This is a genomic window from Bradyrhizobium sp. CCGUVB23, assembly GCF_024199885.1.
Classification (GTDB): domain Bacteria; phylum Pseudomonadota; class Alphaproteobacteria; order Rhizobiales; family Xanthobacteraceae; genus Bradyrhizobium.
Window position 1 is genome coordinate 6,478,114 of record NZ_JANADQ010000001.1, and the last position, 25,991, is coordinate 6,504,104.

The following is a 25,991-nucleotide window of genomic DNA, read 5'->3' on the forward strand; positions in this document are numbered from 1 at the left end:
TGCCGTGGAGAGGATAACCTTCAATATCGGTGGGGGCCAAGGCGACCAATGAACTGGCCGCATTCATCGGCAATCGGTCAATATCATGCAAACCGATGAGCCTCGACCGTTACGGGCGCACGGTCGCTTCATGTGCGGTTGTCGGCACCGGGGATTTCGCGAAAGCGCTTAGGAGCGATGCGTTTGAGTTGCGCCAGGCTGTTAGCCACCGGACCGAAGCAGATCCACTGCTTCAGCTAATCGGTCCGCTGCTTGCACGGCACTCGGCATGGATTGCTTTTCGGAAGGCAGCGAGCCGACGGAATTGGCTGTCAGCCCGGTACCAGCGGCGAGGGCAGCTATCACAATCGCAGCGAGATATTCGGTCCTCATAGCGATGGTTCCTCCCATTTGTGCGCTGCCCAGAGCGCGCGTTCCTTTCAGAACACCCCGATCAAGATGCTATGGGGCGGGGCGGACGGCGAGGGTTTGTGGCACTCTCGGCGCTCTGTCCAAAGACACCAAAGGAGCGCCACATGTCGCAACCTTTTGAGGCGAGCAGGTCCCTCACCGCCCTCGAGCAGGATAGCACGATCATCGCCGTAATCGAGATGGCTCAATCGAAGTGGTTGGTAGCCGCGGTTGTTCCTGGCATCAAACGCCAGCCGCTCAAAAAGCTCGATGCGGATGCGGAGTCGCTGTTGAAGCTCTTGCATCGTTGGCGCAAGGAGGCTGACCAGGCCGGGCATCCGATAAGGCGCGTCGTTGTCGCCTATGAGGCCGGACGCGATGGATTTTGGCTGGCCCGCTCGCTGCGCATGCGCAGTGTTGAGGCTTACGTGATCCACCCTAATAGCATTGCGGTGCCACGCGAACATCGACGCGCAAAGACAGATCGCCTCGATACGGAACTGCTGCTGCGCGCCTTACTTGGATGGCTGCGTGGAGAGAAGCGTCACTGCAGCATGGTCGCGATCCCAACGATCGAAGAGGAGGATGCCAAACGGCCGAACCGTGAGCGAGACAGCCTCGTCACCGAGCAGACGCGGATCGGAAACCAAATCAAGGCGATCCTCACCCGCTTTGGCATTCGTAGGTTTCGGCTGAAATTGCGCAAAGCCGAGCAACAACTCAAAGAGCTGCACTCGGCGGAAGGATCACTTTTGCCGGAAAACACCCGTGCAGAGCTGTTTCGTCACCTCGCACGTCTCCACATGGTGCGTGAGCAAATCCGAGCGATCGAGAAAGCACGCCTGCAGAAGCTCGAAGCTGACCGCGATAAACAGAAACGCCCACACGCGATGGTCCAGCTTATCGCGCGGGTCGTCGGCATCGGCGTTGAGACCGCAGACATGCTGGTTAACGAGGTCTTCTCGCGTCAGTTCCGCGACCGTAAGGCGGTCGCTCGCTACGCCGGCCTTACCGGCTCCCCGGACGAGAGCGGCAAACGCCGGCGTGAGAAGGGTCTTGCCCGCGCCGGTAACGCTCGCGTCCGCACCGGCATGATCCGATTGGCGTGGCGTTGTCTGAGGTTCCAAGAGGGCAGCGCCCTGGCTCAATGGTTTCAAACCCGAACGGCCGACGGGCGCGGTAACACGCGCAAGACCATGATCGTTGCGTTGGCGCGCAAGCTGCTCATTGCACTCTGGCGTCTCGTTACAACAGGCGAAATGTCGGACGGCATTGTCCTGCGTCCTGCGTCATAACCGATAACTTCGAAGGGGAAAGGAGATCAGATAACAGCACGACAGTTTTGGCGGGCCGTGGAGGTGTGGTCTGCCGATGACGATCCGAGGCGGTGGTGATTCGCTTTTCACAATGGCTTTCAAGCCGCGATCAAGGATGGACCCGCCGCCCCGGAGCTCGCCGCCGATGCGCATGATTGCATCATGGTGCGATCCTCGAAGGATCGACCGAATACAAGGCTGCGGCGCGATCAGCGCCTGATAGCGGGCTCGCCTCGGATTTTGTCGCCGTGCCAATGCCGCTGTACACGTGACGTCATGCTCACGGGTGAGACGACCAACGGCGTGTGAAGATGAAGATCGTAAACTTCGCCGCCAGGCCACTCTTGGAATGGCGCATTATCGCTCGGCACGCGCTTTCGCTGTCAATCCCGCGCGCCAAAAGGCGCGCCCCTTGCGGGCTGCAGGGATTGACCGCTCAGCGCGGCCAAGCAAAGGGGGCCCTTCATGCCGAGAATGGAAGAAAGCGCCTCGCTGACACCGAACCAATCGTCGGACTCGACAAGTGGATAGAGAGCAGCGTGTGGGGAAGTTTACCCTTGACAAGGAAAGCCCCATACAAGGCGAAAAAGCCGATTTCGACGAGGAAAGTGACAGACATGATCGCGACCGTAAGAAACGCATCGCGCACCGGTATGAGAGCCATGGCATGCCTCCGCCTCGGGCGGCCCCATCGATAAATTCACCCATGATAAAAAAGTTTCGGTTCCGCCGGATCGGTGCAAGTACCTTCCGCGTTATGACGGCGGCGGCAGGGGACAAACAACGAAGCTGTGCCAATCAAGCCAACGGTGGCAGCCATGGCGAAGCCCCTTCCGCCCCAAGACCCTCACCTAACCGAAGCTTTAGAACTCGACCATTGTCGGGCGATCTGCGAGGAGATCGGTGGGCGGCTTCAGCATAGCCTTGCGCGCGACACCTCACCGTTATCGACGCGCCATTGCCGAACTGGAAGGCAACGCGCCTCCACTCATTCCCGACTGCGAGGACGAACCACCAGCCCGGGAGCGCCCGAAGCGCGGGCGGAGGTTTTGGTGGTTCCCCTAAAAGAGGGACGGCCTCAGGCAACCATGGTCTCCGAGACCGCTCGCGAGCAGGGGCAAGCCTTGACTTCTTGAGCCTTGGTGATGTCGAACGCGGCCCGCAACTCTCGGCGGTCCCGTGATGTGCCGAAGGCTCAACTTGACACCTCCGCGAGACCACCGACCGAGATCGCGGCGACGCTTAGTGCAGGACGGCCGCATTCACATCGAGAAGATCAACGCGCCGTTCCTGTTTAAGCTCAAGGTGAGCGGGCCTGAGTTCGGCGCGGGCATCAAGATGGCGGTCGAGCGGTTGGCTCGAGTTGCACGAGAGCGGGACCTATGTCCGTCTCTTGAAGACGGACGCCGCTTAACTGAAGCGGCCCTATCGAAGGAAGTGAAGGCACCAAAATGAACCAGGTGAATGCCCGGCGCGAGATTATTCGGGAATGGCGTTCGCTTCCGAAGGAGCTGAGACAAACGGACGAACAAGCCGCAGCGTTCGCGATGCAGATCAAAGACAAATACAAATTCTCTAGCGATAGCGCAGACCCATATCAAACCGTCATGGGTTGGCTGCTGAGTTACCTATCGCTTACGCGCAGGCCTGGAGTGAAAGACAGCGGAGCGCCCGTGGCGACTTTCTTTCGCAGGTGATGACCAACTTAGTTCGCTGACTACGTAAGCGCTGTTGCCGTCGTCAGGGATTCGGATAGCCCTTCCACAACCACTCCAGCGCCGCCGGCAGGGTTTGCGCAACCGTCGGGCGGTCGACATGCTTGGCGTTGCGCGCGAACAGGAACTGGTAGTGGTAGCCCTTCTCCGCCAGCACCTTCGCCATCAATTCGGCGGATAGCGTCCAGTCGTGCATGCCATCAGGGATGGTCGGGTTGGGATAGAACAAGTCCTGATCGCCCATCTCGAACCAGTAACGGATCGGCTTGGTGGGCGCGCTGGGGATCAGCGGCACGCCGGGCGGCTCCGACGGCGTGAGCACACCCGCCTTGACGGTGAGGTTAGGACCGGCGGGGCCCGCCCATGGGCTGTGATATTCCCACGCGCCGCCGCGCAGCGCCGGATTGTACGGCCATTGCTGGTTCACCATCGTCGGCGAATAGGCCAGCACCCGGTGATAGAGTTCGGGATGAAACCACGCCATGGTGAAGGCCGCCGTGCCGCTCGAGCTTAGTCCCATGGTCGCGCGGCCCTCGGGGTTCTTGGTGAGTTTTACGCCGGCATTCTGCTCGACGAGCGGCAACACCTCGCGCTCGACAAACTGCGCATAGGTCCCCGACACCGTGTCGTATTCGCGCCCGCGCTGGGCACCCTGCGCGTCCTGCCCGCCATTGCCGATCTGGATCGAGACCATCGGCGGCACGCGGCGCTGCGCGATCAGATTGTCGAGGGTGGTGTTCATATCCTTCCAGGCCATCGAGCCACCGTCACCCAGCACGATGAACGGCGCCTCCGTGCCGGGCACATATTGCGCCGGGACATAAACCTCGATCGTGCGCGTCCAGGTGCCGGGATGGCTGGTTGTGACGATCATGTTTGACTTGTCGCCCGGCGCCGTCGTCGCGATCATGATCGAGCTGTTGCCGCAGCCCGCCACATCGTCGCGGATCAGGCCGGGGTTGTAGATCACGCTGTCTTTCGACGAGAGGGTGAACGACGTAACCTTGCCGCGCGGCACGCCCTCCTTCGCCACCGTCTCAGGCGCGGGCGCATGCGTCGGGCCGACGATGAAGTTGCCCTCAGCGCCGGCCGGCGGCAGCGTGCCGTCGGAAAGCTCGGTTGCGCGCGGATAGTTCGGGTTGGACGGATCGCGCGTGGGTGGCGCCGTCTTGAAATCGAGGCCTGTGGCGTCGATGAAGAAGGGCGCCGTCTTGTCAGAGGTGTTGGCGCCGGGGGGAACGGCCATGTTCTGGGTGACGCAGGGCGATTGCGCGAGGGCGGCAGGCATGAGCGAAACGGCAGGGATCAGCGCCCCCGCGAGGACAGCCAACAATTTGCGCATCGTCTTCTCCCGGCGAAGACGAGTCTCATTGGCTCGCCTTCACGGGAACTATGACGAGCGGCCGGAGGACGGTCAAGCATGGCCCCTAATGGCCGTCATACTGCGAAAGCGGAGTATCCAGTGACGCCCCGGCGCGGGGTATCGCAGACGACATTAAGCGCTCAGGGATCACAACGGTGCCGAGGGAGCCGCATCGCGACCCTTGATCAGGTCCAGTGCGAGGGCATCGATAGCCTGCGTCCATTCACGAGGCGGTCGGGATCAGCGTCACGGCCGTGTCGTCCGATTTTACTTGTCGGTGCCAAACTTCCCGCGACTTCGTGCCTTGGCGCTTTTTGGACGCCGGCGAGCTGAGCGTGCGGACGGTCTCGTTATTGCTGGCGTCCAAAAACCAGCACAATAGCCGACATGACGGTTGTGGTTTAGCATCGTCGTTTTTGCGCATCGCGTCCCAGAAGCGCCGGGCGTCGACCTCATGCGCAAAACCAACGACGATATCGTCGGCATACCGCACAATCATCATTCCGCCCGTGGCCTCGTGCCGTCACCAGCGCTCGGCCCATAGGTCGAACACATAGTGCAGGTAGACGTTGGCGAGCAGTGGCGAAATCACCGACCCCTGCCCCGTCCCCTTTTCACTGATTGTGACGACCCCGTCCTCCAGCACGCCCGCCTTGAGCCATTTCTGGATCAGGCGGATGATGCGGGGATCGGCGATCCGATGCTCGAAAAACGGATCAGCCAACTTTGACTGACTTCGTCGAAAAAGGATCGAACGTCCGCGTCAAGAATGAAGTTCACCTTCTTGTCGGTGATCCCGACCGCCAGAGCGTCCAGCGCATCGTGCTGGCCGCGCTTCGGCCGGAAGCCATAGCTGAACCCGAGGAACTCTTCCTCGTAAATGCAGTTCAACACCGCAACGGTCGCTCTTCCTCTCCGGCTTCCTGCCAAGAGAGCGTGGGGATGGATGCGCAGCGGGGAGACAGGTTTCCTCTTTGGCCGGTCTCCCGCACATATCACAGATCGCGCTGTCGGTGTCCTGCTCGACGGCGCGTTGGGCAAGGCACCCGTTGACGCAGGGGTGTCTTGTCAGGGCGGAGCGCCCGCGCCGAGTGCCCAAGGCGACGGGTTGCAAGGCCGGTTTCACGTCGCGCAGGGCTGGAACAGGAGCATCCAGCCCGCCTCTGATGTGGTCGAGAAACAGGACTATAGCGCTGTTCGGGATGTCGTTGATGTTGCAGCGGTAAAGGTCATTTGTCAGGGGTTGCCGCATGCGACGGGTCGCCGCACATGATCCAGATCAACGCTGCCCGCTCGACTGTCGCCAAAAGTGGTGCATGCATTTGACCCAAGACCGGGCTTTCAACATCGAAGTGGCCCTTGGCCTTCATGCTGTCGCCAATGGATCTGCTCGTCCTGTCTGCTGTTTTCACCAAGCGGATAGCAGGATGTAGGTGATCAGAGCGACGCTGAGAATGATGGTCGCCAGGACAGACATCCGCTGGATCTGTTGGTCGAGCGTTGGTAGAGGCGGCACATGAGAAACATCGTGGACGAAGCCGGCGAGATCATCGCGATAGCAACGGATGACCATACGCTCATCGGTGGCCACCACCGCCTCGCGGTGGCGGCCAGCCTCGGTAAAAAACTGTTCTGGCAAGATACCGGCGAACCTGTGAAGCTTAATCCCTTCTTCGGGGGAAGTTCTCATCGAAAGACAGCCTGATGCGCAGTCCAACTTGACGCGACTGGCCGAGCGTCCGGTCGAGGCGCATCACGTCGATGCTGCCGACCACTCCTCCTCGCGTTCCAGCCGCACCGCCTCGCACGTCGGGTTCTTCGACTTGAGCCACGTCCTCGACCGCCCGCTGCGATAGGGTGCATCCGTCCGCTTCGACACGATGCCCTCCAGCCCCATGCGGCAGACATGCTCGAAGACGGTTGGCCCGTCACCCGTCACATGCTCAGTGAACCGGATGGCGCGCCGCTTGGCCTTGCCGATCAGCTTGGAGCCGGCGCTGGCGCTTAATCAACGGCAGGTCGCGCAGGTCGTTGCCGTCATGCTCGATCAGGTCTTACCGATTAAGTACGGTGGGAGGTTGGCGAGCCGGGCTTCTACCTGGCCACGTGACCACTTCTGCCGCAGCACGATTGCGCCGCGCTGATCGTGGCCCACGATGTGGAACGAGTTCTTGCCGATATCGATGCCTATCACGGCGATCGCTGAGCTGAGTTTCTGAGACATGGCGTGCTCCTTGTCTTGGGCGCCCCTTGCCAGCTTGTCATGCTGGCAGGGCCGGAGCACGGCCGGACCATTCCATTGGCGGACCTCAGCTCAGCTGCTCGCATAGCGCCAGTCCTGACGGATCAGACGCGATCACGCGCTCATCCGCCGAGCCGCATTGTCCAGATAGGCGGCGAGATGCGCGCTGAGGTCGCGCGCGTCATCGCCGGCGCCATCGATCAATGCTGACTTCCGACGCCGCAGGAACTGCATCCCCATGAGGTAGACGCCCGGCGCCGGGACAACGCCGCCGTCATGCGTGACGTAGCCTTTGCGGTCGAGCACCGGCAGCTCCAGCCAGGAATAATCCGGCCGATAGCCGGAAGCCCATATGATGGTCCTGATCCCGCTCTTGACCAGGTCCATGCCGAGCGGGGGCGCGTCCTCGACGCGGGTCGGCGGCAGCCGATCGGGCGTCGCCACCGCGCCGTCGAGGCCGTTCGCGCGCGCCCATTCATCGAGGAGCTCGAGCAGCCTCCGCATCTTGAGATCGGAAAGCGCGCACATGTTGCGCAGCGAGCCGGAAAATTGCGCCTTGCCGTCCTGTGTGATGCCCGCGAGACGGCCGGTAAGCTTTACACCAATGTCGGAGAGCGCATTGAGGTCGAGCGTCGAGCGGTCCGGCGTGCCGGCAAGCTGCAGCGAGGGAACGCGCCGCGCCCGCACGACGTCGTCCACCTGGTCATAGCGTTCGTCGAGCACGCCTGCGGCGTCCATCCACCATTCCAGATCCTTGCCGCGATAGACGCGCGGGGCCCGGATATGCTCGCCGACCGCGAGCGTGACTGGCCGTCCCGAGCGCTGGAGCTCGTGCGCGATCTGTGTGCCGCTCGAGGACGCGCCGACGACGAGAACGCCACCGTCGGCAACCTGAGTCGGATTGCGATAGGATTGCGCTGTCAGCGTCGCGACCGACGGCGGCACGCTCGCCGCAAAGCTCGGCACCTTCGCGGTGTTGCACGCACCCGAGGCAATGACGACGGTGCGGCATCGCCAGTCGCCGCGATCCGTGCGCACGAGGTACCCCGCACCATCGCTGCGCACGGAGGTGACGGTCGTATGCGTTCGCACCGGGGCCGAGATCGATTTCGCATAGCCTGCGATAAAGTCGACGATTTCCGGCAGCGTCCGATAACCATCGGGATCGCTGCCCGTATAGGTGAATCCGGGCAGCCGGCTCTGCCACTTGGGCGTGAGCAGCCGCAGCGAGTCCCATCGCTCGGTACGCCAGCTCTGCGCGACTTCGCCGCGCTCCAGCAGGACATGGTCGATCGAACGCTCCGCGAGGCAGCGGCTCATCGCAAGAGCCGCGTGCCCCGCACCGACAATGACGGTGGTGACAGCGCTCATCGGGCCGTCTCGGCAAGATAGTGGTCGCTGCCGCGATCAGTTCACCACGACGGTAACGTTCGTCGGATTGGTCACGATGTCATAGACCGCCGAACGCTTCTGCGATTGCGCAACCAGCGCCTCGATGTCCTCGGGCTTCGCGTCGGCATCGATCTTATATTTCACCGTGATGCCCTTGAAGCCGTTGCGCACCTCGCTGTCGATGCCGAGGATGCCGGCAAGGTCCATGTCGCCCTCGATGGTCGCGGTCACGGACTTCAACTGGATGTTCCGGTTCTGCGCGACCGCCGCGACGCCTGCGGTGAGACAGCTTGCCAGTCCGACCAGGACGAACTCCACCGGCGTCGCGCCCTTGTCCTCGGAGGCGAAGACCTCCGGATGATCGGCATCGAAGTTGAAGGTGGTCTTGCGGTGCTGCTCTTCGCCGAGGCCGAAGAAGCTTTCGACGGTCGAATGGCTGTGGGTGCCGTTCTTCCACTCGCACGCCGCGCGCCACTTGAACTGCGCGGCCTCCGGAGCCTTGGTGAGAGCGTCGCGCGCGTCGAGCAAAGCCTGAACGTTGACGCCATTGCTGACAGTTGTACCGTTTGCCATGATGTGTCTCCCTGTTAATATCCGTGCGGTTGAGTTACTAATCCCGCGGCAATTTCGTTGCCGCGCGATCAGAAGTTCTGAAAGAGCTAGACAAGCGAAACCTCGATTGCCAGCGGCGGCCGCTCCCTGAGGGTGCAGTCCACGGTCGATTGCGTCTCGGCGATTTCGGCCAGATCACGCAATTGCTGATCAGGGACATTTTCCGCCCCGATCTCAATCGACATACGCAGGCTACTGAGCGCTGTCGAAACTCCATCGATGCCCGTCATTCCGCGAGCGTCTGTCTCACTGTGTACGGTCACCTTGAGCGATCTCAGGGTGATACCGAGGCGAGCAGCAAGCATGGCGATCGACGTAGCAGTACATGAAGCCATAGAAGCTCGCAGCAGCCAGCCGGGGTTCGGCCCACTCGCATCACCTCCCATGGCAGGCGGCATGTCGGTGATGACCCTCTCCCCATGGGGCCCCGTGACTTCACACCGCAGTCCATTCTGCCACGTTGCGCTCGCCGGCGGGTTCGATTTCTTGGCTGCCGCCGGGCGTTCGAGGAACACACGGTGTAGTCTTTCCAATGACTCGCGCACGCGCGAATTTGACATGGTCCGATCCTCCCAAATGGACGTACCGAACTGTTCGTCCGGCGAAAGGGGTTCACTTCGTTCCTGCAACGACAACGAATTCTCCCGGTATCGAATAGTGGTCGCTAATCAGATAGGCCTTGAGGGACTCGAGATATTCCTTGCGCGCTTCTGACTTCGTGTCGGGCGAAAAGTGACTGTAGGCGAGCGCCACCGGTCCGCCGACGAATGCCGCATCACAGGCTTCGTCGCCCGTGGCGTATTCGAGTCGTGTCTCAAGTCGCCTCTCGACAATGTCGCCAAACCCGGCAGCGCTGAACGCATGCTGCAGGTTCTGGGCTGTGCCAAGGCGAAAGAACATTGGGCAAACCTCCGATTGGACACGCGCATCAACGATGGGGAAAATTTCCGCCCACCCACACTTGCTCCGCTGGCCCCAAACGGCGCATACGGCGCGCCCTCCCGGCCGCAGCACTCTATGGAAGTCGCGTATCGCCTTCTCGGGATCAGGCACGTACATCAGGCCTAGAGCGCAAAGCACGACGTCGAATGAATTGTCGCCGAAGGTCGACTGCTCGGCCTCCATTCGTTCGAACTGAGCATTTGCGATTCCCCGACCGGCCGCGATGTCTCGCGCGGCGAGGACCATCTGCTCAGAAATGTCCGTGCCGACAATCATACCACTGGGCACAATCGCGGCGGCAGCTCTGAGGGTCACAAGCCCCGTGCCACAGGCAACGTCCAGAACCTCGCCCCCGGGCTCAAGGGCGGCCAAATCGAGTAGGGTGGACTGTGCCGGTTCGAGTTGGGTTTGCCACGAACGTTCATAATACGAGGCGGCCTTGTCCCATCCGTACCGTTGCACGCGTCGTTGCAGCTTAGCGTCCATCTTCATCCTCTCGATGAGGATCGTCGCAATCGGCAGGATGGAGGATGCGCCCGAAATAGGTCTAAGTGTTTGAGGATAGCTTGATTTGTCCCTGAGATTGCCCTGATTATTCGCTGAGGACGCGGCCGATTTCCAAGGCGAACGGGGGTACTCGTGCGGTTCGACTGCCTCGATCCTACCCGACTCCCATTGCCGGAAGTCACGTCTTTGAGTGACGGTCGGAGTCCCGCGATTGGCTCCCAGCATTCAGGAATCAAACGTTTCGATGCCCTGGCGCGTGAGCCCCGCCTGCTATGCCACCAGTAGGTTCGGCCAGGCGTGGCACGAAGGTGCGCCCCAAGGTCTCAGCGCTGGGCGGGCGCCGGCGCTAACCAGGCAGCGTCGAGCGGGCCTTCGAGATCGTGCGAGCGCACTTCGCCTCCGTGGCTCGGGCAGTTGACCCGCACGTGTCGCGCAGCCAAGAAGCCGTGCCAGCGGCCGCGCGCGTGTCGGCGGCAAGCATCCTGCTGGACCGCGGCTGGGGCAAGCCCACCCAGCCGCACACCGGCGAGGACGACAAGGACATCCACGTCACCATCCGGAACATAGTCCAGGAGCGGCGTAAGGATTGACGTCGGTGTCCCCATTCAACGGCCGGCGCAGTTGTGTCGCTGCAGCAGCCGGCTGACAGGCAGCACGGCGCGCCCCGACGGGAAAAAAGATGACATGCGGCGGCAGCGGCGCGGTGCGGTGTGCCTGACGAAGCGGCCCTTGGCATCGCGAGAACGTATCATCGATCAATCCTCCAGCCCGAGCCGAACGCGAGCGCGCGCGATGGTCTTGTACGACAGCTTGCCGAGGCCACGGCGCTCGATCTCGGCGGCAGCAGCCCTTGAGGACAAGTGCGACAACTCCCGCAGGACAGGCTCCAGCTCGGCGTCACGGGCTGCGGCGGCGCCGCGGTTGGCGTCGGCGATCTCCTGCCTGCCAAGCCTGACGCCGCGCGCCTTGGCCGCTGCCAGTGCTTCCTTGGTGCGCCGGCTGATCATCGCGCGCTCCTGCTGCGCCATCGCCGCGTAGATGTGCAGCATGAACGGGTCGACGTTCCTGCCCAGCGCGGTGACGATGAACGGCACCCGCTGCGCCATCAGGCCTGAATGAACGCGACGTCACGGCTGAGCCGGTCGAGCTTGGCCACGCCAACTTCACACCGGACCTTCTAGCTAGGGTGGCGGAGATTCTCCGCTATCGCTTCATCTCGCCTCGAATCGAGTGTCAAGGAAAGCCGATGTTCAATCCGATTCCCGACAATCACGCGAATGAAGCCTATGAGGTCGTGCCCGCTAGCTATCCTGCGGGCTGGTGGACAGTTACGGCCCAAGGCATCCCCATTCGCCATTTCGGCGATAAGCGGATGGCGGAGCGGTACGCCAGCGACCCGGAATATCGGGCGAGCGTCGTCAGCGGCGGGACCGAGAGCGCAAGGCGGAGTGGTTACGCAGGGGTCTGCAAAACCAGTTGCAATAGATCAACCGCCGTCGCCCTTCTTGCCGCGCCATCATTGATGTGCCGTGCATCACAGTCGAGGCGAGGCCGATATGTTGTCATCCGCCTGCAATGGGGAAGCGGAGAGCAACATGAAGATCTATCTGCTGGTGATGCTGACGAGCGCGCTTCTGATGGCGATTCGCTTCACCACCGCGCGGGAACAGCAGTCGAATTCGCCCCAGGTGTCTCTTTCGCAAACAAGCACCTGCGCCGGCTCTATCTTTGATGTGCCGTGCCGTCGCCCTTCTTGCTGCGCCGGTCCAATCAGCAAAGCGGGCGCGCGCAATGAGACACCCGACTCACCCCACTGACTGCCACACGACCCCAAAACGGAGAATCGGAATGCCCGTAGCAAGATCACGACGACCTGTTCTCGCTTTCGCAACATTGGTGCTCGGCATCGCGCTTGGCTCTCCCGCCGCTGTTGCGGCCAGGCCAATGCACGCGCATGGTAAGCCCTTGGTGTGGTCACACGCGCAAGTCTATGGGACGAATAGCCAGCCTGCGCCGCGCGCCTTTAGGCCGCAACCGCAGAGCCATATTGATGATCCGCTCGCTTCCCTCTGGCTGGGATAACAACGGTCGGCAGTTGCAATGGCGCCAGAGCCGCAGCGCCGGTCGGCGACCAAGCAAGAAACGCTCGACGATGCTTGGCTCGCCGGGCCGGCCCTTTTCAGTGAAATTACAGCAAGGCGTCACGTATGATATGACGGCAGCAGCTGATGATTTGCCCCACAAGGGCTGTCGATTGATGCCGGTCCGGTATTGGGACGGGCGACCAAGGGAGGTCTGGCCATCCGGACGAATTCACGATGCCAGCGCGATCCGAATCATCCGCGCGAGATCAGTGCTGAGGTAAGGTTTCGGCAGCAGCAGCACGCCGGAGTCAAGCCGGCCGTGATGCATGATGGCGTTCTCGGTATAGCCAGACGTATAGAGCACCCTGAGCTCTGGGCGTCGCTTCAATGCTTCGGTTGCGAGTTGCCGGCCGTTCATGCCGCCGGGGATGATCACGTCGGTGAACAGCAGATCGACGCGTTCAGCACCGTTGATGATTGCCAGCCCTTCGGCGGCATTGCCGGCGGTCAGCGTCCGATACCCGAAACGGCTGATCTGCGTCACGACGTATTCGCGGACCAGCGCATCGTCTTCGACAATCAGGATAGATTCGTCGCCGTGTTCGCCCCCGGAGATGCCAGTTTCGGTGGCCGGCGCATCCGCGACACCTGCGGCTTCCGGCAAGTAAAGCTTCACCGTGGTGCCGTGGCCCTCCTCGCTGTAGATCTTGACATGTCCGTTCGACTGTTTGACGAAGCCGTAGACCATGCTGAGACCTAGCCCCGATCCCTTGCCGATGTCCTTCGTGGTGAAGAACGGTTCAAACACCTTGTCGAGCAGGCTGCGAGGGATTCCCTCCCCTGTGTCGCTCACCGCAATCATGACATAGTTGCCCGGCTTAACCTCGCTGTTCATGCTGGCGTAGCTCTCGTCGAGCACGACATTCTTGGTCTCTAACGTCAACTTGCCGCCGTTCGGCATAGCGTCACGCGCATTCAGGGCGAGGTTCAGGATCGCGGTCGAGAGCTGACTGGAATCGATCAGAGCCGGGGCGGCATCGTGCGCCAGCATCGAATCGATTTCGATCTGTTCGCCGAGTGTCGGTCGTAACAACCGTGCTGCATCGATGACCAAGGCGTTGACGTCAGTGCTGCGTGGCTGCAGCGGTTGTTGACGGGCAAAGGCCAGCAGATGCTGGGTCAGGTCGGCCCCCCTTGATGCGGCGGCGCCAATCATATTCGTTATCTGGGCGAGATGCGGACGATCCTTGACCGCATCGCCGAGGATTTCGATGGTGCCGGTGATTACGGTCAGAATGTTGTTGAAGTCGTGGGCAACGCCGCCGGTGAGTTGTCCGATGGCTTCCATCTTCTGCGCTTGCCGGATCTGGGCCTCGTTGGCCTCGATCTCCCGGAAGCGTCTGACCATGGCCTCCGCCTTGTGACGTTGCCTGGTTTCCTCCTCAAGTGCCGCATATGCTTGCTGAAGCTGGAGGCGTGTCGGCAGCACCAGGAGCCGGGGCAGCATCATCAAAAGGGCGGCTGTGATCCCGACTGAGACCAGCGCCAGAAGGCCTTTGATAAAGCCCTCGATGTCGTAAGCCGGTACCCACAAAGTGAGGATCGACAGCAGTCGAGTCACTCCGCAGACCGTGGCAAATGTGGCAAATGCCCAGAATACGCCGCGGAACATCACATCGCGGTGGCGCCGCCACACGAAGAACCCGAGGACGAACGCGGTAGCAAAGAACGCGACGGCGACCATGGCGTCGGAAACGGCATTCAGCCAGATCAATCCCGGCTTCCACAGCAGGCACGCGCCATACGGGCTAAGCGTCGACATGTCCAGGATACCCTCCTAGAAGCGGACAGCACGGGTTCAATCGCGATCCGATCGGCCCGCCGAGATGACACATCCGATCATTCAGCTTTCCGCCGACCGCGCAAGCGCCACGCCGGCCGGCGAGGATTGCTGCAGTGATCTGGGAGCCACCAGAACCCGCCTGCTGCACTTCAGGAAGCGAGCCAGCCAGGCGCTGATGCCAAAAACACCCGACAGGTCAGACTTTTCGCCGCCGGCTGGGTTCTGCCCCACACCGACTAAATCCAGCGTTCGTCCGCATGGCGGCTGCTGGGGGCAAACCGGAAATAGCCTGCGAGCGACCGAAACGACGCTCGTGACCCGTTACATACATCCCGGGATCAGAGATATTTCGTCTAAGAAGCTATCCAGGAGATGACTGTGGGTGCCTCTCTCTACGAGCCAATCAACGTCTACAAGCCGATAGCGCCGGACGTCGGGATAGTTGATGGACCATTCGAGTACTTGACCGTGGGTGGCGTCAGATTGCCACTGCCTTTCACTACACGGATGACAATCGTGCGCCTCTCGAACGATGACCTCTTCCTCCACTCGCCAATCAAATTTAATGTGGCGCTCGCAAGCGAGCTACAGCGGATGGGGACAATCCGACATCTCGTTTCGCCCAACCAGTTTCACTACGCTCATATCGGGGAGTGGTCGAAAGCCTTTCCCGATGCGATTACATGGGCATCTCCGCTCGTCCGTCAGAGAGCGCGCGCTCGGCAGATCGATGTCACGTTTGCGCGAGACCTCGACCCCAATCCGCCTGAGGAATGGCGGCATGACATCGACCAGACGCTGTTTCCCGGTGGATACTTCAAAGAGTTTGTTTTCTTTCATAAGGCGTCGAAGTCGCTGATTCTCGCGGACGCGATCATCAACATCGAATTAAGCAAGATGCCGGAGCCTTGGCGAACGGCGACAAAGCTCACTGGTATGTATTATCCCCGCGGGCAAATGTTTTTCGGCATGTGGCTCCCGCTGCTGCTGCAGCGGCGGAGGGCAAAGGCGGCGTTCGCAAAAATCTACGCTTGGCAACCCGAGCGCGTTTTGCTCAGTCACGGCCGGTGTTTCGAGTCCCGAGGCAGCGAAGTGATTGGGAGGATATTCGGAGGGCCGGCCTCTTGAAAGTGGCTCAGTCCGCCTCCCCGAACGCCAATTTCCGCTTTCCACACTTTAGCAAACGTTTCGGCGGCTACGTCGTTCAGTTCTACTCCTGGCCCTGAGCTTGCCGATCGGCTTATCCGGAGCGGCCTATCGAGGGGAGACCGGACTGGGGGCTTGGCAACCGGTTTCGGCATTGGGGATGGCCACTGAAACATGTCTTGACATTCCGCCGCATTTCAATAATCGTTGAAATATGGAAAAAGTAGATGCTGTCGCCGCTTTGGGCGCGCTCGCTCAAGACAATCGCCTCGATGTATTCCGGCTGTTGGTGCAGGCGGGGCCGGAAGGTATGGCAGCGGGCGCGGTGGCCGAGGTGCTTGACCTTGCTCCCAACACGCTGACGTTTCACTTCGACCGGCTGCGCATGGCCGGGCTCGTCACCGCGCGGCGCGATGGTCGATCAATCATCTACATGGCGCGGTACGAGCGGATGAATGCGCTGGTCGCTTTCCTCACCGAAAACTGCTGCAGGGGTGCGCAGTGCTCGCCCGGCGCAGCGCGCAAACCGAAGCGCACGAAAGTGCCTGCGTAAAAGCTCCAATACAGCCTAGGAGGTCCGCATGACAGACACCAAGGAAGCCGTCCGCCAGAAGTATAGCCAAGCCGCCTTGCGCGCAAGCTCCTGCTGCGGGTCGGATGCATCAACGAGCCCCATCACGTCCAACCTCTACTCCGAACAAGAGACGGGAGCGCTGCCCGAGGCGGCTGTCCTGGCCTCGCTCGGTTGCGGCAATCCGACCGCACTTGCGGAGTTGAGGGAAGGAGAAACGGTGCTCGATCTCGGATCGGGCGGCGGCATAGACGTTCTGCTCTCCGCACGTCGCGTTGGCCCCTCGGGCAACGCATATGGTCTCGACATGACCGATGACATGCTCGCGCTTGCCCGGGAGAACCAGAAGAAGGCCGGGGCGCTGAACGTCGAGTTCCTCAAAGGAGAAATCGAGCACATCCCGCTGCCGGACAATTCCGTCGACGTGATCATTTCAAATTGTGTGATTAACCTGTCAGCCGACAAGGACCAGGTGCTGCGTGAAGCATTCCGGGTGCTGAAGCCCGGCGGCCGTTTTGCGGTCTCCGATGTTGTGGCCCGAGGGCAAGTGCCCGACCAACTACGGAGCGACATGCTGCTCTGGGTCGGCTGCATCGCTGGCGCCCTGGAAGAGGACGAGTACAACTCCAAGCTGAAGGCTGCGGGTTTCGAGCAATCCAGCATCGAGCCGACCCGCATCTACAAGGTGGAGGACGCTCGCGAATTCCTAGCTGGCAAAGGCATCGACGTGGACGCAATGGCGAAAGAGGTCGACGGTAAGTTCATGGGTGCGTTCATCCGGGCCGTGAAGCCCCGCGATGGCACGTCGTGCTGCGCGCCCACGTGCTGCAGCTGAACGTGGGCAGGTACGGCCAGCACCCCAATTTCATGACAGTTGCATGACACGGCGAGTTCAAGTTGCTCGCGTTGACCCACGAACAATATTTCGATAAGTCTGGACACGTCGAATGAGATCGAGGGGAGGATTGGCCGTGCCCGACAAGGTCTACAACGTCCTGTTTTTGTGCACTGGCAACACTGCCCGCTCGATCCTGGCGGAATCGATCGTGCGCAGAGACGGAGCTGGCCGGTTTCGCTCGTTCTCGGCGGGAAGCCAACCTAAGGGAGAGGTGAATCCGTTCGCCTTGAAAGTCCTACGGGCCGCGAACTACCCGACCGACGGCATGCGCTCCAAAAGCTGGCTGGAGTTCGCCGCGCCCAACGCTCCGGTGATGGACTTCGTCTTCACTGTCTGCGACAGCGCCGCCGGTGAAGCGTGCCCGGTGTGGCCCGGGCAGCCGATGACGGCGCATTGGGGCATCGAGAATCCGGCCGCCGTGCAGGGGACCGAGCTCGAGAAGGAGGCGGCTTTCGTGGCTGCGTTCCGGTACCTGAAGAACCGCATCTCGATCTTCATGAATCTGCCGCTACGCTCGATCGACAGCCTGTCGCTCGGTGCCAAGCTGCGCGAGATCGGCAAGCTGGAAGGAAGCAGCAACCCCCACCCGAAGGCCGGCTGATGGACAATTTCGATCTCTCACGGCGTTTGGCCGCCGAGGCGCTCGGCACCGGAATCCTGGTCGCGACCGTCGTAGGGTCCGGCATCATGGCCGAAACGCTGACCAAGGACGTGGCGCTCGCGCTTCTCTGCAACACGCTGCCGACCGGCGCGATCCTCGTCGTCCTGATCACGGTTCTAGGACCGATCTCCGGGGCGCACTTCAACCCGGCCGTGACGCTGGTCTTCACCGGCAAGCGCGAACTTCCTGTGCAGGAGGCACTGCTGTACGTCGTTGCCCAGATTGCGGGCGGCATTGCCGGAACGATGGCTGCACACCTTATGTTCGGACTGCCCATTCTCGACATATCGATGAAGGTGCGGACCGGCGGCGCGCAATGGTTCGCGGAGGCAGTGGCCGCATTCGGACTTGTCGCAACGATCCTGGGGGGTATTCGCTTTCTACGGAATGCTGTGCCATGGCTCGTCGGCCTCTACATCACGGCCGCGTACTGGTTCACCGCTTCTACTTCGTTCGCCAACCCCGCCGTGGCGATTGCGCGCTCGTTGACCAACACATTCGCGGGAATCCGTCCCATCGATCTGCCGGGGTTCATTGTCGCTGAGCTGCTCGGCGCCATTCTCGCTTCCCTGCTGATGAACTGGCTACTGGGAAGGCCGGCGGTCCGCGGACCGGTACCTATTGCAGAGACTTCACGATGAACATTACGATCTATCACAAACCCGATTGCGCACGTCGCGCAACACGCTCGCAATGATCCGCCAGAGCGGCGTCGAGCCTACTGTCATCGAGTACCTTAAGACGCCGCCCTCCCGCGAAAAGCTGGTCGAGCTTATTAAGGCCATGGGCATTCCGGTTCGCGCACTGCTTCGCGAGAAGGGCACGCCATTCCATGAGCTCGGTCTCGACGATCCGAAGTGGACGGACGACGAACTGATCGATCAGATGCTTGCACAGCCAGTCCTGATGAACCGCCCCATCGTCGTCACGTCCGAGGGGGTCAAGCTATGTCGGCCTTCGGAGGCGGTGTTGGATTTGCTCCCGAATCCGCACATTGGCCGCTTCGTGAAGGAAGACGGCGAGGTCATCGAGACCTAGAGCCACCAGCTCGCGGATGACGTTGGCCGGCATGGGCCCCGACTTGGACGTCGGGGCCGCTCGCCTCAGACCCGGTAGTCGAGCGGCTTGAAGCTGAGATGCTTCACGCCCTCGGGCGCATCCGCGAGCTTCCGGATGTTCGCCCACGTCTGCTTGTAATTCGGGATGATGAATTCGTTCACCCCGGGTGAAACCACGTTGCCCTGCACGCCGGTCGCTTGGGCGAAGAGCATGAACGTTTGCTTCGGTTTGGCGGTCGGAGTGGGATAGACCATCGCTTGGGTCGAGCCGTTGTCGTTGTAAAGCTCGACCAGATCGCCGGGCTTGAGCCGCAGTTCGTCCATGTCTTGCGGGTTCATCTGGAGGTAGGGATAGGGCATCCGGTCCGTGACAAACTCGTTGTCCTGGTCGAGATAGGCGCTCTGCCAGGTGACGTTGGCGCGGCCGTTATTGATGAGGAACGGGAATTCCTTCATCTCGGCTTCTTTGCCGGGCGCCTGCAGACCGCGCCACTGCGTCTCCATGAACTTGGCCTTGCCGTCCTTGCTGCTGAACTTGCCGTCGGTATAGAGCCGCTTGGTGCCGACGATCCGCTCCGCGGCCCCTGCTGCCCCCGTCGTTGTGCCGGTTGGCGTGCCCGCGGCGGCCGCGCCGGTCTCAAGTCCAACGGCGGGCTCCTGGAAGCCGTTCGTTCCCATGGTACGCAAGCGGGCATAGGTGACAAACTCGCCGCCTTTTTCATGCTGGTGATAACCATCCATGAAGGCATCTTCTTCGGTCTTCCAATCGAAGCCCTTGAAGTGGTCGGCGATGTCGGCCTTGCCCTGCTCACGCAGCACGCGCTCCATATTGTTGGCGATACGCGCGGCGATCAGGCTATCAGGCATCGCCTGGCCGGGCGGGTCCATGTACTTCTCAGTCAAACGCATACGGCGTTCGCCGTTCATCGAGGTGAGGTTGGCCTCACCTGATGTTGCCGCCGGCAGCCACACGTGGCACGCCTGGCCAATTTTCGTCGGCACGATGTCCACGTCGACCGCAAAGAGCCCACCTTGCTTGATCGCTCCCGCGATCGCGTTGATCATCGCGGGCCGGTCGCCATAGGGCGCCGTCATCATGGCGTCCTTCACCATGTCGGTACGCTTCTTGTACGCCTGCTTGAACTTGAATGCGTTCAGCGTGGTCTTGTAGTGATCGCAGCCCCAGATGTGATGGACGCCGCCTTTGCCTTCGATCAGGAGTTGGTCGACATAGGCTGCGGGCCGCCCCACATGCGCGTCGGACGGCCGCGAGTAGCCTTCCTGGTGCCCGCCCATGCGGACGCAGCCGCCGCCGGGCCGACCGATATTGCCCGTTGCGAGCGCGACATTCACCAGGGCGCCGTTGGTGCGGTAGTTGTCGTTGCCCCAGATGAGTCCCTTCTCGTACGCGAACATCGCTCGACGCCGCGCATTGCCTGCCTTGGGCTGTGCAATCCATTCAGCGGATTTGCGAATTTGATCGGCAGTAAGACCCGTAATCTGCGCTGCGTCTTCAAGGCTGATCTTGTTTGCGGCCTTCATCTGGTCGAAGTTCGTCGTCGAGGCGTCAATGAATGCTTTGTCGAGCCAGCCCTTGTCCGCGATGTGGGTCATCCACGCATTGAACAGCGCGAGGTCGGTACCGGAATTGATCGCCAGGTGCATGACGTTGTCTTTGCCGGCCTCGACCTCGCAGGCATTGACCGTCACCGTTCGACGCGGATCGACGATGATGACCTTGGCGCGTTCGACCGGCTCGGAGCCAAACTCGGCCTTCTTCTTGTCGAGCGACGTGCCGCGCAGGTTCGGAACCCAGTGATTCAGGAAGTAGTTGGTCTGGGTCTCGAGCGCGTTGGTGCCGACTGCGACGAGCGTGTCGGCGAGCTCGGCATCCTCGTAGCAATTGTTGAGCTCGCCCACGCCCATGTCGCGGGTGGCGTGGACTTCCGAGTTGTACGCTGGACGATTGTGAATCCGGATGTTCTTCACCTTCATGGCGCCGAAGTAGAGTTTGCCGGTGCCCCAGGTGTTCTCGTAGCCGCCGCCGGCGCCGCCATGGTCGAACGCCGAGACGAACACGCCGTCCTCGCCCATGTCGTTCATCACGGCGACCGTCACGCGCGCGACGAGGTCAAGCGCATCGTCCCAACTGGTCGGCTGCATCTGCCCGTAGCGCCAGACCATGGGATCCGTGAGGCGCTGCAACTGCGTATTGCGCTGTTGCGAGTAGCTCATCTCGGCCATCCGAGCGCCGCGAATTGATCCCAACCCTGAGTTCACGACACAGTTCTTGTCGGGCTTGATGACGATGTGCATGTCCTGGCCATTCTGGCGGACGATGTTGTACATCGCAGGCGAGTACCAGGCTTCGGTTTCGGCACCCTGCTGCTTTGAAAGGTCGACACCAAATTTATTCTGATTTGGAGCGGTGCCGCCCTGCCTGCTGGCAGCCCAGGTGTAGGCCTTGTAGCCGCACCCAACGATGCAATAATGGCAAGTGACGTTGTGTTCCTTGGCATCCGCGGGGATGATCGGGAGCCGGTCGATTTGACGCTTGTAGGCCATGGTCGTTCCTCCCCTTAGAGCACGTTGGAAAGGCGGCCGTAGAGCAATTCGTCCACGCCTTCGGCGTAGATGTCGCCCTTCTCGTCGACGCGTAGCACGTACTGCGGGAGATTCTGCGTGGCCTGGCCCCAGATCTGCTGGCCGCCCGCCTCGCAGTCGAACCGCGAGTAATGGCCGGGGCAGTTCATGGTCCGATCGGCGGCGCTGTAGTTGAGGGTGAAGCCCTTGTGCGGACAGATTGTCGTGAAGCCGACAATATCGCCTTCGGGACCCGCGCCTCCTAGCACTTTCGTGCCCAGCTTGAGGAGCACGCCGGGAGCCTTATCGTCCGGATAGGAGACGTTCAGCGGCTCGTTGAGCTTGAGATCCTTGAGGTTGGCCAGACGGTTGACGGGATAGTCCACCCTTGCGCCTGCCGGCGCGGCCTGGGTGGGCGTGATTGAGGTGATGGCAACGCCGGCGGCGGCAAGACCCGCCCCGCTCATGAAGCGACGGCGGCCGACGTCGACCATACGATCGCAGCGCGACATGGTGAATGCTCCTCGACCTTCGCCAGTACGCCTACTGGCGGGTGTTTCCTCGAGATCGGCCCGGTACGCCTACCGGCCGGAGCGCTCGTTATTCTTCAGTCGCACGCCCTTCACATCGAGGGGCTACGATGTGTCGAGACGTCTCGACATATTAAATAGTCGAAACGTGCTGGCTTGTCACCTGCTCTGTGGGTTAAAGATGACGTACCTAAATGACTCGCGCGGAGATTACGGAATGCGGAAGTCGATGCTGGCGGTTGCCAGCCACGCCAGCATGGGGCCGGCCGAAGGAAGCCTGACGGAGCCTCACGCGATCTCCGCTCTTGCCGCGCTTGCTCAGCCCACGCGTCTTGCGATTTTTCGTCTGCTCATTAAGCACGAGCCGGTCGGCATTACCGCCGGCGTGATCGCCGATACGATTGGCGCACCGCACAATACGCTTTCGTCCCATCTGGCCATCTTGGTCCGGGCGGGGCTGCTCCGGAGCGCGCGCGAGGGGCGAACCATCATCTATCGGGCGAACGTTGAGGGGATGCGAGCGCTGATCGGGTTTCTGGTCAATGAGTGCTGTGACGGCCATCCCGAGCTCTGCAACTTGGTCGCGGCGGACGTGAGCAAAGCCTGCTGTGCCCCCACCGGCTCCAAGGCTCAAGTACGGCCGAAGAAAACCGCAGCCAAGCGGAAAGCATGAGGGCCGCAGCCCGTATCGTCGGAACGGCGGGGGTCAGATTTGGCCGCTGAGCCCTTGTCTCGCAGCCAGAAGAGTCGGGTGTTAAAACCCGACGTGGGTTCTTCGAGGGCGGGACTTCCGATTCTGGCCCATCAGCGAAGTGATCGCGCGCCTCATCGGTGGCGCCATCAACGGACTCTCCGCCGCACACCGCGATTTCCTAGCCGCTGGCGGCTTACTGATCGGCGACGGGCAGCTCGACTACAGCCAGGAGCGTATCCTCGAAGCCTACTATGCCTGGAAGCTCAACAGTTGGACGACGCTGACGTTCGACTACCAGTTCATTGCGAACCCCGCCTACAACGCCGATCGCGGACCGGTTTCGATCGTCTCGGGCCGCCTGCAGGCCGAATTCTAGTCAGAGCCGGACCTCATGAAGCTTCAGGATTTTCATAACGCGGCGATCGGGCAAGCGCTGCGCCCTAACGTTTGGGACGTCGCCGCACTGATTTTGGTGATTGGCGCCTTGGTGCTGATCGTCTACGGCGGCGAGCAGACCACGGCGCCGCTGTCCGAGCTGGAGCGGACGCCGGTGTCGCTTGATCCGTCGCACCTGCCGCTTTATGCGCTGCGCACGACGATGCGGATGCTGCTCGCCATCGTCTGCTCCACGATCTTCACCTTCATCTATGCGGCGATCGCCGCCAAGAGCCGGCGCGCGGAGATGGTGATGATCCCGCTGCTCGACATCCTTCAATCGGTGCCGATCCTGGGCTTCCTCACCTTCACCGTGGTCTTCTTCCGGAACCTGTTTCCGGGGCAGGTGCTGGGCGCCGAGCTCGCCTCAGTGTTCGCGATCTTCACCAGCCAGGCTTGGAACATGACCTTCAGCATGTACCAGTCGATCCGCAACGTGCCGAAGGATCTGGAAGACGCGGCGCAAAGCTTCCACCTCTCGCCCTGGCAGCGCTTCTGGCGGCTCGACGTGCCGTTCGCGATGCCGGGCCTGATCTGGAACGCGATGATGTCGATGTCGGGCGGCTGGTTCTTCGTGGTGGCATCGGAAGCCATCACGGTCGGCAACACCACGGTGACGCTGCCGGGCGTCGGCTCCTATGTCGCGCTGGCCATCCAGCAGCAGAATCTGGAAGCGATCTTTTTTGCCATGGTAACGATGCTGTTCGTCATCATCGCTTATGATCAGTTGCTGTTCCGCCCGATCGTCGCCTGGGCCGACAAATTTCGCTTCGAGCAGACTGCGTCGGGTGAGGCACCGACCTCCTGGATGCTTGACCTGTTCCGCCGCACCCGGGCGCTGCGCGCCCTCACGCTTCCCTTCGCGGCGGTGAACCGAATGATCTCGAATTTGCGCATTCCACTGCCGCAGCTGGTGCCAGCCGGAAAGGCCAAGGGTCGCCCGTCGCGCCTGATCGACGCGCTCTGGATCGCCGTGATCCTCGCTGGCACCGCCTACGCCGCCTGGCTGACCTATCGCTATCTCTCAGCCGATCTCGGCCTATCCGATGTCCTCGTTGCGATCCGCGACGGGCTGATCACGCTGCTGCGCGTCGTCGTGCTGATCAGCCTCGCCACGCTGATCTGGGTGCCGGTCGGCGTCTGGATTGGACTTCGTCCCAAGCTTGCCGAACGTATCCAGCCGCTGGCTTAGTTTCTGGCGGCTTTCCCGGCCAACCTCGCCTTTCCCGTGTTCGTCGTCGCCATCGTCCGCTTCAAGCTCGCCGCGAACATCTGGCTGAGTCCATTGATGATCCTCGGGACACAGTGGTACATCCTGTTCAATGTTATCGCAGGTGCGAGCGCGTTTCCGACCGATTTGCGCGAGGCCGCCGGCAGCTTTCACCTCGGGGGATGGCGTTGGTGGATCAAGGTGATCCTGCCTGGCATTTTTCCCTACTACGTCACCGGCGCGATCACGGCGTCCGGCGGCTCGTGGAACGCGTCCATCGTCGCGGAGGTCGCGAGCTGGGGCGAGACACATTTGCAGGCCACGGGCCTTGGGGCTTATATCGCCACCGCAACCGAGGCCGGCGATTTCCCGCGCGTCGTGCTCGGCATCGCCACGATGTGCATCCTCGTGACGTTGTTCAATCGCCTGGTCTGGCGGCCGCTCTATGCCTTCGCCGAACGCCGCCTGCGTCTCGGTTGACGAGGAGATCATCATGCTCGACCATCCCGCCGCACTCATCGATATCCGCGGCGTCTGCCGCTCCTTTCCAAAGGGCTCGGGCGAAGAGCTGCTGGTGCTCGAAAAGGTCGATCTCACCATCCGCTCCGGTGAGATCGTTGGCCTGCTCGGCCGCTCCGGCTCCGGCAAGTCGACGCTGCTGCGGATCATTGCCGGCCTGATGACGCCCTCCTCGGGCAGCGCAACCTGCCGCGGCGAGACCATCGTCGGCCCGCCGAACGGTGTTGCGATGGTGTTTCAGTCGTTTGCCCTGTTTCCCTGGCTGACCGTGTTGCAGAACGTCGAGCTCGGGCTGGAGGCGCTCGGCGTCGAGGCCGCCGAGCGGCGCAAGCGCGCGCTGGCGGCGATCGACCTGATCGGCCTCGACGGCTTCGAGTCCGCTTTTCCCAAGGAGTTGTCCGGCGGCATGCGCCAGCGCGTCGGCTTTGCCCGCGCGTTGGTGGTGCATCCGGACCTGTTGCTGATGGACGAGCCGTTCTCAGCCCTCGACGTGCTCACCGCCGAGACGCTGCGCACCGACCTGATCGATCTCTGGATCGAAGGCCGGCTGCCGATCAAGTCGGTCCTGATGGTGACCCACAATATCGAGGAAGCGGTGCTGATGTGCGATCGCATCCTGGTGTTCTCGTCCAATCCGGGGCGTGTCGCCGCCGAGATCAAAGTGGATATGCCGCATCCGCGCAACCGGCTCGACCCCTATTTCCGCCAGCTCGTCGACAGCATCTATGCCCGCATGACCCAGCGCGCCGAGCCCAAGGCGCCTTCGCTCGAGGGCATTCCCGGCACCGGCGTCGGCATGATGCTCCATCACGTCTCCTCCAACGTGCTGTCCGGCCTGATCGAGACGCTGGCCAGGGCACCCTACAACGGGCATGCCGACCTGCCGGTGCTAGCAAGCCAGCTCCAGCTCGAGGCCGACGAGATCCTGCATCTCGGCGAGGCACTGCAGTTGCTGCGCTTCGCCCAACTCAGCGAAGGTGATCTTGTGCTGACGGAGGCCGCCAGGCGATTTGCGCACCTCGAGACCGATGCGCGCAAGAGGATGTTCTCCGAGCATCTCCTCACTTATGTGCCGGTCATGGGACTGATCCGTCGCGTGCTGGACGAGCGTCCGTCGCACACGGCCCCGGCCGCACGCTTCCGGAACGAACTCGAGGACTATATGTCCGAGGAGGATGCGGCCGATACGATCAAGACCATCGTGTCCTGGGGGCGCTACGCCGAGCTGTTCGCCTACGACGAGCAGTCCGAGACCTTCAGCCTCGAAAACCCGGGCTAGG

Annotated in this window: 26 protein-coding genes and 4 pseudogenes; 15 read left to right on the forward strand and 15 right to left on the reverse strand. The window is 61.8% G+C overall.

All coding sequences use genetic code 11. The features are described from left to right. Nucleotides 1-470 precede the first annotated feature (470 nt). The gene (locus NLN62_RS29905) at nucleotides 471-1,685 is read left to right on the forward strand and encodes an IS110 family transposase (RefSeq protein ID WP_254107559.1); all 1,215 of its coding nucleotides are present in this window, start codon (nucleotides 471-473) and stop codon (nucleotides 1,683-1,685) included. Between the two features lie 484 nt (nucleotides 1,686-2,169). On the opposite strand, the gene NLN62_RS29910 is transcribed toward NLN62_RS29905, so the two are convergent. Next, on the reverse strand, nucleotides 2,170-2,370 hold the full coding sequence (locus NLN62_RS29910) for a hypothetical protein (protein WP_254111213.1): 201 nt from the start codon (nucleotides 2,368-2,370) through the stop codon (nucleotides 2,170-2,172). Nucleotides 2,371-2,951: 581 nt separating this feature from the next. Between NLN62_RS29910 and NLN62_RS53605 the strand changes: the two genes are divergently transcribed. Together NLN62_RS53605 and NLN62_RS29920 are read left to right on the forward strand one after the other, a co-directional pair. After that, nucleotides 2,952-3,161 (forward strand): hypothetical protein, encoded by a 210-nt coding sequence (locus NLN62_RS53605; protein ID WP_371933036.1) that lies wholly within the window; start codon nucleotides 2,952-2,954, stop codon nucleotides 3,159-3,161. Continuing rightward, complete coding sequence (locus NLN62_RS29920) at nucleotides 3,158-3,403, forward strand: hypothetical protein (protein ID WP_254111214.1); 246 nt, start codon at nucleotides 3,158-3,160, stop codon at nucleotides 3,401-3,403. Before NLN62_RS53605 ends, NLN62_RS29920 begins: the two co-directional genes overlap by 4 nt. A gap of 43 nt (nucleotides 3,404-3,446) precedes the next feature. Here NLN62_RS29920 and NLN62_RS29925 read toward each other — a convergent pair whose 3' ends face one another. The 10 genes and pseudogenes from NLN62_RS29925 to NLN62_RS29960 all read right to left on the reverse strand — a co-directional run bounded on the left by NLN62_RS29925 (nucleotide 3,447) and on the right by NLN62_RS29960 (nucleotide 10,458). After that, nucleotides 3,447-4,763 (reverse strand): esterase family protein, encoded by a 1,317-nt coding sequence (locus tag NLN62_RS29925; protein ID WP_254111215.1) that lies wholly within the window; start codon nucleotides 4,761-4,763, stop codon nucleotides 3,447-3,449. 244 nt (nucleotides 4,764-5,007) lie between these two features. After that, nucleotides 5,008-5,286 (reverse strand): hypothetical protein, encoded by a 279-nt coding sequence (locus tag NLN62_RS53610; RefSeq protein ID WP_371933037.1) that lies wholly within the window; start codon nucleotides 5,284-5,286, stop codon nucleotides 5,008-5,010. Between the two features lie 21 nt (nucleotides 5,287-5,307). Continuing rightward, nucleotides 5,308-5,508, reverse strand: coding sequence for a hypothetical protein (locus tag NLN62_RS53615; RefSeq protein ID WP_371933038.1), 201 nt, complete (start codon nucleotides 5,506-5,508; stop codon nucleotides 5,308-5,310). A gap of 684 nt (nucleotides 5,509-6,192) precedes the next feature. Further along, on the reverse strand, nucleotides 6,193-6,474 hold the full coding sequence (locus NLN62_RS29935; RefSeq protein WP_254111216.1) for a hypothetical protein: 282 nt from the start codon (nucleotides 6,472-6,474) through the stop codon (nucleotides 6,193-6,195). Nucleotides 6,475-6,537: 63 nt separating this feature from the next. Next, nucleotides 6,538-6,663 carry a hypothetical protein gene (locus NLN62_RS53035; protein WP_256575978.1) on the reverse strand — a complete coding sequence of 42 codons (126 nt, stop codon included), beginning with the start codon at nucleotides 6,661-6,663 and terminating at the stop codon, nucleotides 6,538-6,540. 177 nt (nucleotides 6,664-6,840) lie between these two features. Further along, a pseudogene (locus tag NLN62_RS29940) lies at nucleotides 6,841-7,008 on the reverse strand (IS110 family transposase); the annotation flags it as partial. Between the two features lie 132 nt (nucleotides 7,009-7,140). After that, complete coding sequence (locus NLN62_RS29945) at nucleotides 7,141-8,397, reverse strand: NAD(P)/FAD-dependent oxidoreductase (protein ID WP_254111217.1); 1,257 nt, start codon at nucleotides 8,395-8,397, stop codon at nucleotides 7,141-7,143. Nucleotides 8,398-8,433: 36 nt separating this feature from the next. Next, entirely contained in the window at nucleotides 8,434-8,991 is a 558-nt protein-coding gene (locus tag NLN62_RS29950; protein ID WP_027526663.1) for an OsmC family protein, read from the reverse strand. Nucleotides 8,992-9,077: 86 nt separating this feature from the next. Continuing rightward, complete coding sequence (locus NLN62_RS29955) at nucleotides 9,078-9,590, reverse strand: OsmC family protein (protein WP_254111218.1); 513 nt, start codon at nucleotides 9,588-9,590, stop codon at nucleotides 9,078-9,080. A gap of 52 nt (nucleotides 9,591-9,642) precedes the next feature. Continuing rightward, the gene (locus NLN62_RS29960; protein ID WP_254111219.1) at nucleotides 9,643-10,458 is read right to left on the reverse strand and encodes a class I SAM-dependent methyltransferase; all 816 of its coding nucleotides are present in this window, start codon (nucleotides 10,456-10,458) and stop codon (nucleotides 9,643-9,645) included. Nucleotides 10,459-10,904: 446 nt separating this feature from the next. On the opposite strand from NLN62_RS29960, the gene NLN62_RS29965 reads away from it, so the two are divergent. Beyond that, nucleotides 10,905-11,069 (forward strand): hypothetical protein, encoded by a 165-nt coding sequence (locus NLN62_RS29965; protein WP_254111220.1) that lies wholly within the window; start codon nucleotides 10,905-10,907, stop codon nucleotides 11,067-11,069. 165 nt (nucleotides 11,070-11,234) lie between these two features. Here the strand turns inward: NLN62_RS29965 and NLN62_RS53620 are convergent, their stop codons facing one another. Continuing rightward, nucleotides 11,235-11,585, reverse strand: coding sequence for a recombinase family protein (locus tag NLN62_RS53620; protein ID WP_371933039.1), 351 nt, complete (start codon nucleotides 11,583-11,585; stop codon nucleotides 11,235-11,237). Nucleotides 11,586-12,074: 489 nt separating this feature from the next. Here NLN62_RS53620 and NLN62_RS29975 point away from each other — a divergent pair, with 489 nt between their 5' ends. Beyond that, on the forward strand, nucleotides 12,075-12,296 hold the full coding sequence (locus NLN62_RS29975) for a hypothetical protein (protein WP_254111221.1): 222 nt from the start codon (nucleotides 12,075-12,077) through the stop codon (nucleotides 12,294-12,296). Nucleotides 12,297-12,792: 496 nt separating this feature from the next. On the opposite strand, the gene NLN62_RS29980 is transcribed toward NLN62_RS29975, so the two are convergent. After that, nucleotides 12,793-14,385, reverse strand: a complete 1,593-nt coding sequence (locus tag NLN62_RS29980; protein WP_254111222.1) for an ATP-binding protein — start codon at nucleotides 14,383-14,385, stop codon at nucleotides 12,793-12,795. Nucleotides 14,386-14,778: 393 nt separating this feature from the next. Between NLN62_RS29980 and NLN62_RS29985 the strand changes: the two genes are divergently transcribed. The 6 genes and pseudogenes from NLN62_RS29985 (at nucleotide 14,779) to arsC (ending at nucleotide 18,720) form a co-directional block, all read left to right on the forward strand. After that, nucleotides 14,779-15,534 (forward strand): DUF4336 domain-containing protein, encoded by a 756-nt coding sequence (locus NLN62_RS29985; RefSeq protein ID WP_254111223.1) that lies wholly within the window; start codon nucleotides 14,779-14,781, stop codon nucleotides 15,532-15,534. A gap of 232 nt (nucleotides 15,535-15,766) precedes the next feature. Further along, a complete protein-coding gene (locus tag NLN62_RS29990) occupies nucleotides 15,767-16,105 on the forward strand; it encodes an ArsR/SmtB family transcription factor (protein WP_371933040.1) in 339 nt (112 codons plus the stop codon). Between the two features lie 28 nt (nucleotides 16,106-16,133). Then, the gene (locus NLN62_RS29995) at nucleotides 16,134-16,958 is read left to right on the forward strand and encodes an arsenite methyltransferase (protein ID WP_254111225.1); all 825 of its coding nucleotides are present in this window, start codon (nucleotides 16,134-16,136) and stop codon (nucleotides 16,956-16,958) included. 136 nt (nucleotides 16,959-17,094) lie between these two features. Continuing rightward, nucleotides 17,095-17,622: an arsenate reductase ArsC gene (locus NLN62_RS30000; RefSeq protein ID WP_254111226.1), complete on the forward strand. Its 528-nt coding sequence runs from the start codon at nucleotides 17,095-17,097 to the stop codon at nucleotides 17,620-17,622. After that, on the forward strand, nucleotides 17,622-18,323 hold the full coding sequence (locus NLN62_RS30005) for an MIP/aquaporin family protein (RefSeq protein WP_254111227.1): 702 nt from the start codon (nucleotides 17,622-17,624) through the stop codon (nucleotides 18,321-18,323). Before NLN62_RS30000 ends, NLN62_RS30005 begins: the two co-directional genes overlap by 1 nt. After that, a pseudogene (gene arsC, locus NLN62_RS30010) lies at nucleotides 18,320-18,720 on the forward strand (arsenate reductase (glutaredoxin)). Before NLN62_RS30005 ends, arsC begins: the two are co-directional and overlap by 4 nt. A 65-nt stretch (nucleotides 18,721-18,785) precedes the next feature. Here arsC and NLN62_RS30015 read toward each other — a convergent pair. Continuing rightward, on the reverse strand, nucleotides 18,786-21,305 hold the full coding sequence (locus tag NLN62_RS30015; RefSeq protein ID WP_254111228.1) for an arsenate reductase (azurin) large subunit: 2,520 nt from the start codon (nucleotides 21,303-21,305) through the stop codon (nucleotides 18,786-18,788). Nucleotides 21,306-21,319: 14 nt separating this feature from the next. Further along, on the reverse strand, nucleotides 21,320-21,835 hold the full coding sequence (locus NLN62_RS30020) for an arsenate reductase (azurin) small subunit (RefSeq protein WP_254111229.1): 516 nt from the start codon (nucleotides 21,833-21,835) through the stop codon (nucleotides 21,320-21,322). Between the two features lie 235 nt (nucleotides 21,836-22,070). Between NLN62_RS30020 and NLN62_RS30025 the strand changes: the two genes are divergently transcribed. The 4 genes and pseudogenes from NLN62_RS30025 to NLN62_RS30040 all read left to right on the forward strand — a co-directional run bounded on the left by NLN62_RS30025 (nucleotide 22,071) and on the right by NLN62_RS30040 (nucleotide 25,990). Then, on the forward strand, nucleotides 22,071-22,526 hold the full coding sequence (locus tag NLN62_RS30025; protein WP_254111230.1) for a helix-turn-helix transcriptional regulator: 456 nt from the start codon (nucleotides 22,071-22,073) through the stop codon (nucleotides 22,524-22,526). A gap of 154 nt (nucleotides 22,527-22,680) precedes the next feature. Continuing rightward, nucleotides 22,681-22,923 (forward strand): annotated as a pseudogene (locus NLN62_RS30030) (carbohydrate porin); the annotation flags it as partial. A gap of 15 nt (nucleotides 22,924-22,938) precedes the next feature. Next, a pseudogene (locus NLN62_RS30035) lies at nucleotides 22,939-24,672 on the forward strand (ABC transporter permease). A 13-nt stretch (nucleotides 24,673-24,685) separates the two neighbouring features. After that, entirely contained in the window at nucleotides 24,686-25,990 is a 1,305-nt protein-coding gene (locus NLN62_RS30040) for an AAA-associated domain-containing protein (RefSeq protein ID WP_254111231.1), read from the forward strand. The last annotated feature ends 1 nt before the right edge of the window (nucleotide 25,991 follow it).